Source organism: Labedella phragmitis (assembly GCF_004078635.1).
GTDB lineage: Bacteria > Actinomycetota > Actinomycetes > Actinomycetales > Microbacteriaceae > Labedella > Labedella phragmitis.
Genome location: NZ_RZNB01000001.1, coordinates 370,376 through 383,967, shown reverse-complemented (window position 1 = coordinate 383,967; position 13,592 = coordinate 370,376). Strand labels below are relative to the sequence as shown.

Sequence of the window (13,592 nt, the reverse complement as noted above, 5' to 3'; positions counted from 1 at the left end):
CGGACTCGAAACGAACACTCGTGATGATCCCGACGTATCAGGAGCGCGACAACGTCGAGCGGATCCTCGACCGCCTCCTGACGGCGTTCCCCGAGGCGCACGCCCTCGTCGTGGACGACGGCAGCCCCGACGGCACGGCCGACCTCGCTGAAGCGCGCTCCCGCATCGACCCCCGCGTGCACGTGCTCCGCCGCACCGAGAAGAACGGACTCGGCGCCGCCTACATCGCCGCGATGCACTGGGGTATCTCCCGCGGATACGACGTCCTCGTCGAGATGGACGCCGACGGGTCGCACCCGCCGGAGACGCTCCCCACCATGGTCGCCGCTCTCGACAGACCGACACGACCGGGGCTCGTCATCGGTTCCCGCTGGGTCGACGGCGGAAGCGTCGTGAACTGGCCGAAGAGCCGGGAGGCGCTCAGTCGGGCAGGCAACGCCTACGCACGCATCGCCCTCGGCATCGGTGTGAAGGACGCGACCGCCGGCTACCGCGTGTACCGCGCGGAACTCCTCGAGCGGATCCCTCTCGACGACATCGACTCCCACGGCTATTGCTTCCAGGTGGACATGACCCTGCGCGTCCTCGATGCGGGTGAATCGATCGTCGAGGTTCCGATCGAGTTCCGAGAGCGCGAGCACGGAGAGTCGAAGATGAGCCGCAGCATCGTCATCGAGGCGATGCTGAAGGTGACGCAGTGGGGATTCGCCCGCCGTGTCCTGCGGCGCGCGCGATGACCGCCGCCGTGACCGCCGCCGAGTTGTCCGACGAGCGCTCCGACGAGCGCCTCTCGCGCCGCTTCGTGCACCGGTGGGACGCCGTCATGCTCGGCCTCGTCGGCGCCGTCGTCGCGGGTTTCGGTTTCTGGATCCCCGATTTCTGGGCGGACGAGGAGGCCACGTACAGCGCGCTCGATCGACCGGTCGACGGCCTGATCACGATGGTCACGCAACAGGTCGATGCCGTGCACGCGGTCTACTACCTCCTCATGAGGGCCTTCTTCGGTCTGACGGCCATCGATCCGACGTTCCTCCGGCTCCCGAGCGCACTGCTCGTCGGGGTGGCCGTCGCCGGCGCCGTCGTCCTCGGACAGCGGCTGGTCGGACGCTCCGCGGGGATCCTCACGGGCCTCGTCCTCATGCTGCTTCCCGCCATCACGGACATGGGGGTCGAGGCGCGCTCGTACCCGTGGAGCGTCGCCGTCGCGACCTGGCTCACGGTCGTCTTCGTGACGGCACTGGAGGACGGTCGCAAGCGCTGGTGGCTCGGCTACGGCCTCCTCGCGAGTTTCATGGTCGCCCTCTTCCTCAACAGCGCTCTCGTCGTGGTCGCTCACGGACTCACGGTGCTCATCGCCCGCCGTGGTCTTCGATCCGTCGTGGGATTCGCCGTCGCCGCCGCGGGCGCCGCGCTCCTGGCATCGCCCATCGTCCTCCTGAGCGCTGGCCAGCGCGGGCAGGTGGGGTGGATCCACGAGGTGCGTCTCGAGACGGTCGGCGAGGTCATCGTCGAGCAGTGGTTCCGGACCGCCGCCGGCTTCGCCCTCGTGGCGTGGTCGATCGCGATCGTCGTCGTCGTCCTCGGCCTCACCCGGATGCCCCGGCTCCGCCCGATGCTCGTCGTGGCGCTGCCATGGCTGCTGCTGCCGACGACCCTGCTCGTGGCGGTGTCGCTCATCGAGCCCTTCTACACCCCGCGCTACCTCGCGACGGGCGCCGCCGCGATCGCCCTCCTGGTGGGGACGGGCCTGTCGCTCGTGCCGTGGCGGGCCGTCCGCGTCCTCGCGGTGCTGGGGCTCGCCGCGCTCACCGCCGGCTCGTACCAGGCGCAACGCGATCCGTTCCGCTACCAGAACGGCTGGCGCGAGACGGCGGCCTTCCTCGAGGACCGGTTCGAACCGGGCGACGCGGTCCTCTTCAACGACGAGGTCCGCGCGCCGTTCCAGTACACGCGCGGCACGAACACCGTCTACGGCGAGCAGTTGCGCGGCTACGACGACATCGCCCTCGAGGAGTCGCACCGGTCGAACGGTCGGCTCCGCGATGAGCTCGTGGAGCGCCCCGTGCTCGAAGAGCGCCTCCGCACCGTCGACGGCGTCTGGGTGGTGTGGCCAGACTCGATGGACTGGAACAGCAGCCGGACGCTCGACCTGCTGTCGCGCGCGGGATTCACGATGACGGACGCGGAGACGCTCGATTTCACCGAGCTACGCCGCTTCGAACGCCTGCCCTGACCCGCGAGCGCTGACGAGCGAGCACCGGTGGCCGAGCGCCGGCCGTCACGCGCTGACGCGTCGGCACGGCCTCAGACCCAGTCGTCGAAGTCCTCGATCTCGCCCCACGAGGTGCGGTGCGACGAGCGCAGCACGCCGAGGTCGACCTCGGCGACGAGGCGCATCCGCTCCGCGCGATCCTCCTCGTACCGCGGGTCGCGGGTGGCCGACTGCTGCTCGTTCCGGAGCCGCGCCTCGAGGGTCGCCGACACCTCGCGCCACGCGCCCTCCCTGGCGCTCTCCGCGATGTCCGCGATGACCTCGTCCTCGTCGGCGGCGCCCTCGAGGGCGTCGGCGAGTCGAGCGTAGCCGTCACGGCGTCGCTCGAGGATCGCGCGGTCGCGCGTGCGGTAGTCGTGCTGGTGCTGCGACCGGCCCGGGCGCGACGCGACCCGGCGGAGTTCCTCCTCCATGCGCGCGGCGTAGCCGCGCTGCTCCCGCGCGAATCGCACGAGCTCGTCGCGGATGATGCCGGTGTAGGCGTCGGCCACGTACACGCCGTCCTGTCGGAGGATGTCGATGAGGACCTGGTTCTTGACGCTCATGGCGATGGCGTGGCGCGCGATGGCCATGCCCTCCTCGACGACCTTCTCGATGGACGCGGGATCGCGCGTCTCGAGCGGGACGTACGGGTTGATCTTGCGGCGCTTCGGACGCCGGAACGGCGAGGGCGTCACCGCGGAGCCATCCGGATCGAGCCGTCGAGGCGGATCGTCTCTCCGTTGAGGTAGCCGTTGTCGATCGCGTGGAGCACGAGGGAGGCGTACTCCTCCGGTCGACCGAGGCGCGGCGGGAACGGGACCTGCGCACCCAGCGATGCTTGTGCGTCCTCTGGGAGCGCGGCCATCATCGGCGTCTCCATGACGCCCGGCGCTATCGTGACGACGCGCACGCCGATGCGGGCGAATTCACGAGCGAGCGGCAGGGTCATCGCTGCGACGGCGCCTTTCGACGCGGCGTACGCCGCTTGGCCGATCTGGCCGTCGAAAGCGGCGACCGACGCCGTCTGGACGATGACGCCACGCTCCCCGGCGTCGTCGGCTGGCACGGCCGCGAGCGCCTCGGCGGCGAGCCGCACGAGGTTGAACGTCCCGAGCAGGTTGATGCGGACGACGCGATCGAAAGCGGTGAGAGGCAGGACGCCGTCGCGACCGAGCACGCGACCCGGATCGGCGACCCCGGCGCAAGCCACGACGACGCCGAGCGGGCGCCCCGTCGGGACAGCCTCGAGCGCTACGCGAACGTCGTCCTCGACCGTGACGTCGCCCGCGACGAAGACCGCTCGGTCACCGAGCTCGGCCGCCGCATCGGCGCCGCGTGAGGACGGAAGGTCGAGCAGCACAACGTGGGCGCCACGAGCGACGAGCCCGCGAGCGGTCGCGAAACCGAGACCGGACACGCCTCCCGACACCACCGCCGTGCGATCAGCCAGATCCATGTCGCGCGCCTCCCCTTCGAGGTTAGCCGTACCGACCGACGACCGGAAGCGGGGGTGGACGCGCGGCGATCGCGGAGTAGCGTTGCCGACACAGGCGGAGAGGAGACCTCCGATCCGCTGTGCGCGAGGAGGAGGCCGCCGTGAAGACGCCGAGCGAACGCGCGAGGGCCACCGCTCGCGAGCACCGCGGGGCGTGGGTGTACGAACTCGACCCGACCGTGGCGGAGCCGGACGGCGAGGTGCCGCCGCACCTCATCGTCGGCGCCTGGCGCTCGGACGCGCGCGGCGAGATCGTCGGCGACTTCCGGCCGAATCCGGAGTATCGGCCCGCGGGGGCGATCCCCGACGACGCGAGCGAGATCCTCGACGAGGCCGCTGGACCGGCTCCGCTCGACGTCGCGGGCGAGTCGATCCTCACCCCGGCCGAGGAGGGGATCCGGCGCGGAATGATGGGGCTCGCACCCGTCTCCGACGTACTCGCGACGCTCTGGCGGAGCAACGGCATCATCCTGTCCGGCACCGTGACGACGGGCTCGATGGCGGAACTACAGCCCCTGTACGTCCCGAAGGGCGAGATCCGCATGCTCGCGATGTTCACGCACGGCGAGCGGGTTCCACCCGAGGCCGGAGAGGCGGCGCCCTATGCGTTGTCGATCCCCGTCTCGGCCCTCTTCCCGACCCTCGGCCCGCTCATCGGCGTGGTCGTGAACCCTGGATCGCGCTTGGGGCTCGAGATCTCGCCGGAAGGCGTCGCGGAGGCGATCGCCGCGAACGCGGCGGACTGACGCCTCACCTCGCGGGTTTCGGACTCGCTCGCACGTGCAGCCGCTCGCCCTGGGGACCGAAGAGGTTGAGCAGTTCCGCCGTCTCGGTGCCCGGGTTGCCGATCCAGTGCGGCACTCGTGTGTCGAACTCGGCGACCTCGCCAGGCCCGAGCTCGAGGTCGTGCTCGCCGAGGACAAGCCGGATGCGCCCCGACAGGACGTACATCCACTCGTAGCCCTCGTGCGTCTTCGGCTCCGGCTCCCCCGTCGACGGCGGCACGAGCTGCTTGTACGACTGCACACCGCTCGGACGCTTCGTCAGCGGGATGAAGGTGCGGCCATGTCGCCGAATGGGCTTCATGTGGATGCGCGGGTCCCCGGTCGCCGGTGCCGCGACGAGTTCGTCGAGCGGGACGTGGTGAGCGCGCGCGAGAGGCAGGAGGAGTTCGAGGGTCGGCTTGCGTCCCCCGGACTCGAGCCGGGAGAGCGTACTGACCGAGATGCCCGTCACGGCGGAGAGTTCGCCGAGGGTCATGTTCCGCCGTGTGCGCAGCGACCGCAGACGTGCGCCGACGCCGCCGAGCACCTCCTCCGTCGTGACGGCCGGGTCGATCGCCTGAAGATGGACGGCCGACGGACGGCTCGGTGCGTCGTGCGAGGAGTGCGATGTCATGTCCTCCAGCCTGCATGTCCGTTGCCGTTTCGGCAAGGAACCTTGTCAAAGACGCACACTGCGTCCACGCTCGAGCTGCGCGGCTGATCGCGCTCCCCGCGAGAGCGGGATCGAGGCATGGAGAGGCAGGAACATGGAATCGAACGAGACGGTGGATGTCGTGGTGATCGGCGGCGGGGCGACGGGGCTGAGCGGAGCCCTCGCTCTCGGCCGGTCGCGCCGGTCGGTGCTCGTCGTCGACTCGGGAGACCCGCGGAACGCGCCGGCGGGCCACGTGCACAACTATCTCGGTCGTGAGGGCACGCCGCCCCGGGAGCTCTACGCGATCGGTCGCGCCGAGGTGGAGCAGTACGGCGTACGCGTCCTCGACGGTGCGGTGACCTCGATCGATCGTGATGGCGAGCGCTTCCGGGTATCCGTCCGAGCGGACGGGAGCACCGGTGACCGGACCGTCGTCGCGCGGCGGATCCTCGCCGCCACCGGGGCGCGCGACGAGTTGCCGGATGTTCCAGGGGTCGCCGAGCAGTGGGGCCGCGGCGTGGTGCACTGCCCGTACTGCCACGGCTGGGAGGTGCGCGACCGCGTGATCGGCGTGCTCGCGACGAGCGCACTCGCCGCCCACCAGGTGTCGCTCTTCCGTCAGGTGAGCGAGCGGATCGTGCTGTTCCTCAACGACGCGTTCGAGCCGAGCGACGAGCAGTGGGAGGAGTTCGCGGCACGCGGCGTGGAGGTCGTGTCGGGTCGCGTCACCGAGCTCGTCTCGAACGGTGAGCAGATCGCCTCCGTCCGCCTCGAGGGCGGGACGCACGTACCGATCGAGGCCCTCGCCGTCGCGACGCGGGTCTGGGCCCGCGCCGACGTGCTCGCTCCCCTCGGTATCGAGACCGAGGAGTTCCTCCAGGGCGGCACGCTCTTCGGCTCGATCGTGCCGGTCGACGAGATGGGGCGGACGAGTGTGACGGGTGTCTACGCCGCCGGCAACGTCACGGAGTTCAAGACCCAGGTCGTCTCCGGCGCGGCCGCCGGTCTGCAGGCGGGAGCGGTGATCAACGCCGATCTCATTCAGGAGGACACGCGCGCGGCACTCGCCGCTCGCGCCTGATCCGCATCGACAAGCTCAGCGACCGTCACGACCGAACGTAGACTGAGACGTGGCCGTTCCCAAGATCCTGCTGTTCTACGCGTTCACACCGCTCGCCGATCCCGAAGCGATCCGGCTCTGGCAGCGGGAGCTCTGCGAGGCCAATGGGCTCCGCGGCCGAATCCTCCTCTCCACCGACGGCATCAACGGCACCGTCGGCGGCGACCTCGACGGTGTGAAGCGCTATCTCCGCCGCACCAAGGAGTACGCGCCCTTCCGAGACCTCGACGTCAAGTGGTCGGAGGGCACGGGCCTCGACGAGAACGGCTTGAGCACCGACTTCCCGAAGCTCAGCGTCAAGGTGCGGGAGGAGATCGTCTCCTTCGGAGCTCCGGACGAATTGCGCGTCACGGCAGAGGGGGTCGTCGACGGCGGAAAGCGCCTCAGCCCGGAAGAGCTGCACGCCCTCGCGGCGGAGCGCGACGACCTCGTCCTCTTCGACGGCCGCAACGCGTTCGAGGCCGAGATCGGTCGCTTCGCCGGAGCCGTCGTGCCCGATGTGGCGACGACGCGCGACTTCGTCGACGTCCTCGACTCGGGCGCTTATGACCACCTGAAGGACAAACCCGTCGTGACGTACTGCACGGGCGGGGTCCGCTGCGAGGTCCTCTCGAGTCTCATGGTCGCGCGCGGATTCTCCGAGGTCTACCAACTCGACGGCGGCATCGTCCGGTACGGCGAACGCTTCGGCGACGACGGTCTCTGGAACGGCTCCCTCTACGTCTTCGACAAGCGCATGTCCGTCGACTTCAGCGACCACACCGCCGTCATCGGCCGCTGCGTCGTGTGCGAAGCGGCGACGAAGGAGATGCGCAATTGCGACGATCTCTCGTGCCGGGAACAACTCGTCGTCTGTGGACGTCACGACCGGGTCACCTGCGACGCCCACGCGGTGGCCTGATCCGGGACGGCGACCGCCGACAGGGCGCTGCGCATGGTGGAGGCCGGGCCAGGTTCAGGGACTGGCGCGGCCTCCACTGGGGGGCGGAGAATGACCACGCGTTGGCCGACGCACCGGCCGCACCCCAGTCTGCTCGACTCGGCTCGTGCTGTGGGCCGGCGGCGGGGTGGTTCGGGGAGCCGCCGCGGGTGGTTCCGGGGCACGGCACCAAGACGGGAGACGACCGACGTCAGTTCACGGTCACCGGAGGCCAGATCGCCTCGCGAGGTCGGCGGCCTGCTGACGGGAGTTGACGCCGAGGATGCCGTAGATCTTCTTGAGCGCACTCTTGAGGGTGTTGACGCTGATGTACAGGCTCGCGGCGACCTCGGCGAGTGGCCGGTCATCCGTGAGAGCGCGGAGGATCTCCGTCTGCCGGGAGGTGAGGGAGCCGATCTCGGGCGCCCGCTGACCGTACGCGAGGGTGAGCAGACGTGCACCGACCTCCGCGGGCATCTGGTCGGCGAGCCGTTCGATCGAACCCGCGGGGAGCAATCGGTACGGGGAGTAGAGACGTCCTGAATCGATGAGCGCTTGCGCCTGGAGCCCGACGTCGACGGCGTGCGACGTCTGCTTGAGGCTGCTGAGCGCCGCGGCCCGCACGAGGAGGGCACTCGCGAGGCCACGGGGAGTGTGTGAGCGGTCCACCGCCTCGGCGCCGTGGACGGTGGACGTCCGGTAGGCCCCTCGGTGCAGTGCCTCGGTCGCGATCACCAGGTGGTCGAGGCTCGTCGAGGGATCGGGCGGGGACGCGCGATGGATCGAGGGGCGGAAGAGCGACAATCGCAGCCTCGCGGCGCGTAGATACCGGCGGTTGGCCGGCGCCTCCCTCTCCGCCTCCGAGTGCCGATCGAGCTGGCGGGCCAGTTCGGCGTGAAGGGGGACGGCCTCGACGGCCGACCGCACGCGCATCGACGAGACCCAGAGCGACGCCGCCCAGTACTCGCCGACCGGCAGCACGGACAGCCGTGCGAACTCCACGGCGGCGCTCTCGAACTCGTTGCGGTCGATGCATAGGAGCGCACGAGCGAGGTACAGAGGCGCGTCGTACCGCGGGTTGGACTCGAGCGCGCCGGCCCGTCCGATCCACGACTCGCCCACCTCGAGGTGACCCTGGCTGGTCTGCAACCACGCGAGATGGGCCGCGGCACGGCGCGCGACATGGCTTTGATCCGTGAGCTGTGCGAGTTCGTACGCCCGCTCGTATTCGTCGGCGGCACCCATCCGGTCGGAGACGTCCATCGCTCGCGCCCACTGCAACCGCAGGTGAGGAAGAGTCGGCCTCATGTGCGCCTCGTCCTCCGGGGTCGCGCTCGCCAGTTCCGCGCGAGCCGCCTCCACGACCGTCAGCGCGCGCTCGGTGTCCCCCGCACCGACGGCGGTCGCGATCTGGCCCGTCAGGAGGATGAGTCGCTGGACCAGGGGCGTGCCGGGCGATGTGGCGAGTTCATCCGTCCGGATGTCGTGGGAGAACCGGCTCGGGTCCCCGTCGATCAAGACACGCTGAAGATAGGTGGCCGCGACGACGAGGCCGGGCTCCTCGACCAGCGATGACGCGGGAAGGGAATGAACCGCATCGAGCAGCTCACGAGGAGCGGCGACCATGAGGTGGTCCCAGTGCCGACCAATCAGCTGCCTCGCTTTGGGCCATCCCTCGGTCGATGCCGTCTCTCGGATTCGACGAGTGAGTTCGCCGGGTTCGGTGATATCTCGATCTCCGGCATCGCTCTCGACTGGCACTGCGCACGCTACCCCTCGTAGTGGTCACACTCACTCCGCCCAGTTTAGGTACCCCGGACCACGAGAGCGTGGAGGGCGGCGTGCCTCGATCGGGGGGCAATTAGCCATATTGCGTGCTCAATCGGTGTGACCCGGTGTCGACAGCAGGACGAAATCCACAGCGTGCGCGGTCTGCACCGATCGACGGACAGTGAGCCATCGCGCGTGTTGCGGTCGACGTCCTGGCACAACGAGAAGCCCGCCACCGCAGATGCGATAGCGGGCTTCCCTGGCCGAGGGGCCCGACCGCTGCGCGATCGGGCCCCTCCTGTCACTCGACGGTCGAGCGGCGACGTGCCATCACGATCCCGAGGCCCATGGCGATGGTGAGGGCTGCGGCGAGGGCGGCGAGCACGAGGTCGAGGCCCGCACCCGTGACGGCGAGCGGAGGCTGCACGACGGTCGAGGAGACCGCGCAGTCCGCGTCATCCGACCCGGCGACGCAGTTCCCGCCGAGCGGCGTCACGACGGCGTTCGTGAGCGTTCCGTCACCCGTGGCCGATGCGTTGACCGTGACCGAGTAGGTCACGACCGCGTCCTCACCGACCCCGAGGGCACCGGACCACGACAGCACGGGCGCGGCGTAGGTCGCACCATTCGTCGCGTCGTCGTTGTAGGCCGCGTCGTCGAGCACGTCAGACATGTCGTCGGTGAAGGACGCCGGCGCGGCGTCGGTGTAGTCCGCCGTTCCGGTGTTCGTGATGGTGATCGTGTAGGTCACCGTCGCACCCGGCTCGATCGACGTGGCGTCGACGGTCTTGACGACCTCGAAGGAGCGAACCGGCGTCGTGGTGGAACAGCTGTCCTCCGTCGCGCACTCGCCGCCGGGAGACGTCGGGCGCACGAAGTTGGCGAGCGACTCGTCACCCTCGATGGGGTCGTCGACCGTCACCGAGTAGGTGATCTCGATCGTCTCGCCGACGGCGAGCGGGCCGGACCAGGTGAGTTCGTCACCCGACACGACCGCGCCGTTCGACGCGTCGTCGTTGTACGCGGCGTCGTCGAGCACTCCCGAGAGGTCGTCCGCGAACGATGCGGGGTCTTCAGCGGTGTACGCGGCCTTGCCGGTGTTGGTCACCGTCACCGTGTAGGTGAGGGTGCCGCCGGGCGTCGCCGTCGCATCGGAGGCCGACTTCGCCACCGTGAACGACTTCGCGGGGATCTCCACGAGGCACGCCGGGTCGTTGGAGCCGGGCTCGCAGTTGCCGCCGACGCCCGTGACGACCGCGTTCGGCATGACGCCGTCACCCGTCGCCGGGTCGTTGACCGTCACCGAGTACGTGATCGTCACCGTCTCGCCGATGGCGAGCGGGCCGGACCACGCGATCGTCGGGGCGGCGTACGTCGCACCGTTCGACGCGTCGTCGTTGTACGTCGCGTCGTCGAGGATCGCGGTCAGGTCGTCCGTGAAGGTCGCCGGCTCGGCGTCCGTGTAGGCGACCTCACCGGAGTTCTCGAGCACGACCGTGTAGGTCACGGTGTCGCCGAGGACGACCTCGTCGGTGTCGGCGGTCTTCGTCGCCGTGTACGACTGGACGAGGGTGCTCGTCTCGCAACCGCCCTCGGTCTCGCAATCGCCGCCGGGGCCCGTCGGGACGACGACGTTACGCAGGTCGTTGTCGCCGTTGACGGGCGAGGCGACCGTCACCGAGTAGGTGATCGTGACGACGTCGCCCACCGCGAGCGGACCCGACCAGGTCAGCGTCACACCGGACACCGTCGCACCGTTCGACGCGTCGTCGTTGTACGTCGCGTCGTCGAGCACCGCCGTGAGGTCGTCCGTGAACGAGGCCGGAGCCTCGTCCATGTACGCCGCCGTGCCGGTGTTCGTGACGGTCACGGTGTAGGTCACGACGTCACCCGGGTTGACGGTCGCGGCCGACGAGGTCTTCGCGACCGAGTAGGACTGCAGCTCGGTCGTCGTGGTGCACTCGCCGACGCACTCGCCGCCGGGTCCTGTCGGAACGACCGCGTTCGTGAGAACGCCGTCACCGGTTCCCGGGGCTGCGACGGTCACGGAATACACGATCGTTATCGCCTCGTCCACCGCGAGCGCGCCGGACCAGGTCAGCGTGGCCCCGTCGACGACGGCGCCGTTCGTCGCATCACCGTTGTACGTCGCATCGTCGAGCACGGCCGAGAGGTCGTCGTCGAATGCGGCGGGAGCCTCCGCCGTGTAGGCGGCAGCACCCGTGTTCGTGACGGTGACCGTGTAGGTGATCGTGTCACCGGGATTCGCCGTCGCGGAGGACGCCGTCTTCGTCGTGGTGTACGACGCGACCTCCGTCGTCGTCGTGCACCCGTCCTCGGGTGAACAGACGCCACCAGGACCCGTGGGGAGCACCGCGTTCTCGAGGATGTGATCCCCCGTGACGGGGTCGTCGACCGTCACCGAATAGGTGATGGTGACCGTCTCGCCGAGGGCGAGCGGGCCCGACCACGTGACCGTCTCTCCCGATAGCGTCGCGCCGTTCGAGGCGTCCCCGTTGTAGGCGGCGTCGTCGAGCACGCCCGAGAGGTCGTCCGAGAATGACGCCGGCTCGTCGGCCGTGTACGGCACGTTGCCCGTGTTCGTCACGGCGATGGAATAGGCGACCGTGCCGCCTTCCGTCGTCGTCTCGACGGACGAGGTCTTGGCGACCGTGTACGAGGGGGCGGGGCACAGCGCCACCGACTCGACCTCGGCGTTGAAGCCCTGAGCGGGAGACGCGCTCTTGACCTCGACCAGGATCGTGTTCAGGCCCGTCTGCCACGGGCCGTCGAGGGTCGTCGATGCGGCGTTCTCACGGAAGAATCCAGCACCGACGTAGGGCGCATCGGGGCTCTGCGGCAAGTTCGCGCCGGTCTGCGCCTCGTCGTTGACCCATACGCCGTTGACGCTGTTGTCGGCCATCCAGTTCATCCGGAGCTCGAACGACGTGGGCTCTACGGCGGCGTCGAGCTCGAACTGATACCGGTAGTACCACGTGCCGTACCCCGCGGACTGGTTCTGCCCTACGACATAATTCGCGGAGATCCACTGGGACTCGCCGGAGAGGCTGTCATCCCAGAGGGCGTTGCCCTTGCCTGCGAAAGCGGCCGAATAGGTCGTACCGGCGGGGGGAAGGGCCGCCGGTGATGGGCCTGCAGGGGGTGCCCCGGGCACGTAGTTGAGTCCGTCGACTCCGCCGGCCACCGTCCAGCGCTGGTCGAGAGCGCCGTCCGGGGTCTGTCCGCCGGTCGTGGCGTCGTGGCCCGTGTTGAAGATCACCGGGTCGGTGGTGCAGGTCACGAGCGGGATGTCTGCGTCGGCGACGGTGAGCGTCGACTCGCCGGGAGGGTTGAGTCCCGTGGTCGTGACGTTGTCGGGACCGTTCGTGTATGAGCCGGGTCCGTCGGGAGCAACGGTCACGGTCACCGTGCAGGAGGTCTGGCCGGCGTCCAGGTTGCCCGACACGGCGACCGAGTCGGCGCCGGGAGCAGCCGTGACGACGCCTGCGGAACAGGTGGTCGCCGCGTTCGATGGATCGGCGACGGAAAGACCCTCGGGCAGCGCGTCGGTGAAGGACCAGCCGTTCTTCGCCGCGAGCTCCTCGGTGTTCGTGACGGTGAAGGTGAGCGTGCTCGTCTGACCGAAGCGGATCGAGGTCGGGCTGAACGACTTGTCGAGTTGCGGGGTCACGTCGAGGACGCGGATGTTGTCGAAGGCCGCATCGTTGCCGATACCCGAACCGTTCGCGTTCGTCATACGGATGCCGAGAGTCGAACCCGTGAAGAGGACGGAACCGTTCGACGTGTAGGTGTCGACGTTGACGCTCCGCGCGGCGAGGTTCCCATAGGCCGGGACGGCGACGGTGTTCGAGGAGCTGCAGGCGTTGATCTGGCCACCGATGTTGGTCGCCGTGCCAGCCTCGTTGAGGAAGGCGAACTGATACTGCGGCGCGGACACCTGGCAGTTGACGGCCGCCGTGTCGACGCTGAAGGTCAGGAACCGTCCGGAAGCCGATGCGAGCGGAATGTTCGTCGCCGTCTGGAACTCGACGGCATTCGCTCCGGGGTTGTTTTCCGTGTAGGCCGCGACGACGCCATTCGCGCCGGGGTCGGCATCGCCGTTGTTCGCGCCGAGGGCATACGCGAGCTGACCGAGGTTCGACGTGTAGTTTTCGCTCGCGCAGTTCCCGAGAGTCGTCGACGGCATGTCGAAGCTGCGGATCTGGCCGTTGCAGTTGGTCAACCACACGGGGTCGGCCGTGTACTCCTGGCCGGTCGCGCTCGTGTAGTCGGTGAGGAGGACGGGCGTCGTTTCGACGCCGTACTCGAAGTCCTCCTCGAACGCGACCGAATTGGCCTGCGGCGTTCCCGGTGTTCCCGGCACGGCGCTGGCCGGCGCAGCGGCGACGGCGAATCCTGCCGTGAGGCTCGCGACCCCGAGCACGGTGCTGAGTAGAGCCGACAGGAAGCGGGACGGTCGACGCACAATCAACCGTCTCTCCCCGTCGACGGTGTGTGATGGCGTGCGATCCGGCACAGCGATTCCCTCCGATAGCGGCGCCGAGACACAGTCCTACCCTCTCGGCCATGTCACAGCTAACCCGCCCCCGCGCGG

10 protein-coding genes are annotated in these 13,592 nt (G+C 69.3%); 5 read left to right on the top strand and 5 right to left on the bottom strand.

Annotated elements, in window-relative coordinates:
* Positions 1 to 23 precede the first annotated feature (23 nt).
* Together ELQ90_RS01875 and ELQ90_RS01870 are read left to right on the top strand one after the other, a co-directional pair.
* Positions 24 to 737: a polyprenol monophosphomannose synthase gene (locus ELQ90_RS01875; RefSeq protein ID WP_128494095.1), complete on the top strand. Its 714-nt coding sequence runs from the start codon at positions 24 to 26 to the stop codon at positions 735 to 737.
* Positions 734 to 2,233, top strand: a complete 1,500-nt coding sequence (locus tag ELQ90_RS01870; RefSeq protein WP_128493562.1) for a glycosyltransferase family 39 protein — start codon at positions 734 to 736, stop codon at positions 2,231 to 2,233. Before ELQ90_RS01875 ends, ELQ90_RS01870 begins: the two co-directional genes overlap by 4 nt.
* Positions 2,234 to 2,304: 71 nt before the next feature.
* Here ELQ90_RS01870 and ELQ90_RS01865 read toward each other — a convergent pair whose 3' ends face one another.
* Entirely contained in the window at positions 2,305 to 2,949 is a 645-nt protein-coding gene (locus tag ELQ90_RS01865; RefSeq protein WP_128493561.1) for a hypothetical protein, read from the bottom strand.
* On the bottom strand, positions 2,946 to 3,710 hold the full coding sequence (locus ELQ90_RS01860; protein WP_128493560.1) for an SDR family NAD(P)-dependent oxidoreductase: 765 nt from the start codon (positions 3,708 to 3,710) through the stop codon (positions 2,946 to 2,948). The genes ELQ90_RS01865 and ELQ90_RS01860 overlap by 4 nt, the downstream gene beginning before the upstream one ends.
* Positions 3,711 to 3,850: 140 nt before the next feature.
* Here ELQ90_RS01860 and ELQ90_RS01855 point away from each other — a divergent pair, with 140 nt between their 5' ends.
* Positions 3,851 to 4,495 carry an SseB family protein gene (locus tag ELQ90_RS01855; RefSeq protein WP_128493559.1) on the top strand — a complete coding sequence of 215 codons (645 nt, stop codon included), beginning with the start codon at positions 3,851 to 3,853 and terminating at the stop codon, positions 4,493 to 4,495.
* 4 nt (positions 4,496 to 4,499) lie between these two features.
* Here the strand turns inward: ELQ90_RS01855 and ELQ90_RS01850 are convergent, their stop codons facing one another.
* Positions 4,500 to 5,147 (bottom strand): helix-turn-helix domain-containing protein, encoded by a 648-nt coding sequence (locus tag ELQ90_RS01850; RefSeq protein ID WP_128493558.1) that lies wholly within the window; start codon positions 5,145 to 5,147, stop codon positions 4,500 to 4,502.
* Positions 5,148 to 5,280: 133 nt separating this feature from the next.
* Here ELQ90_RS01850 and ELQ90_RS01845 point away from each other — a divergent pair, with 133 nt between their 5' ends.
* Both ELQ90_RS01845 and trhO read left to right on the top strand, forming a co-directional pair.
* A complete protein-coding gene (locus ELQ90_RS01845; protein ID WP_128493557.1) occupies positions 5,281 to 6,249 on the top strand; it encodes an NAD(P)/FAD-dependent oxidoreductase in 969 nt (322 codons plus the stop codon).
* Positions 6,250 to 6,298: 49 nt separating this feature from the next.
* Positions 6,299 to 7,189 (top strand): oxygen-dependent tRNA uridine(34) hydroxylase TrhO, encoded by an 891-nt coding sequence (trhO, locus tag ELQ90_RS01840; protein WP_128493556.1) that lies wholly within the window; start codon positions 6,299 to 6,301, stop codon positions 7,187 to 7,189.
* 240 nt (positions 7,190 to 7,429) lie between these two features.
* Here trhO and ELQ90_RS01835 read toward each other — a convergent pair whose 3' ends face one another.
* Positions 7,430 to 8,833 (bottom strand): helix-turn-helix transcriptional regulator, encoded by a 1,404-nt coding sequence (locus ELQ90_RS01835; RefSeq protein ID WP_128493555.1) that lies wholly within the window; start codon positions 8,831 to 8,833, stop codon positions 7,430 to 7,432.
* A 445-nt stretch (positions 8,834 to 9,278) separates the two neighbouring features.
* On the bottom strand, positions 9,279 to 13,514 hold the full coding sequence (locus ELQ90_RS01830) for a DUF11 domain-containing protein (RefSeq protein ID WP_243695956.1): 4,236 nt from the start codon (positions 13,512 to 13,514) through the stop codon (positions 9,279 to 9,281).
* Between the last annotated feature and the right edge of the window lie 78 nt (positions 13,515 to 13,592).

Bases quoted from the DNA above. Each gene is read 5' to 3' on its own strand.
- ELQ90_RS01875 (WP_128494095.1), top strand. From the start codon at position 24: ATGATCCCGACGTATCAGGAGCGCGACAACGTCGAGCGGATCCTCGAC.
- ELQ90_RS01870 (WP_128493562.1), top strand. From the start codon at position 734: ATGACCGCCGCCGTGACCGCCGCCGAGTTGTCCGACGAGCGCTCCGAC.
- ELQ90_RS01860 (WP_128493560.1), bottom strand. From the start codon at position 3,710: ATGGATCTGGCTGATCGCACGGCGGTGGTGTCGGGAGGCGTGTCCGGT.
- ELQ90_RS01850 (WP_128493558.1), bottom strand. From the start codon at position 5,147: ATGACATCGCACTCCTCGCACGACGCACCGAGCCGTCCGTCGGCCGTC.
- ELQ90_RS01845 (WP_128493557.1), top strand. From the start codon at position 5,281: ATGGAATCGAACGAGACGGTGGATGTCGTGGTGATCGGCGGCGGGGCG.
- ELQ90_RS01835 (WP_128493555.1), bottom strand. From the start codon at position 8,833: ATGGTCGCCGCTCCTCGTGAGCTGCTCGATGCGGTTCATTCCCTTCCC.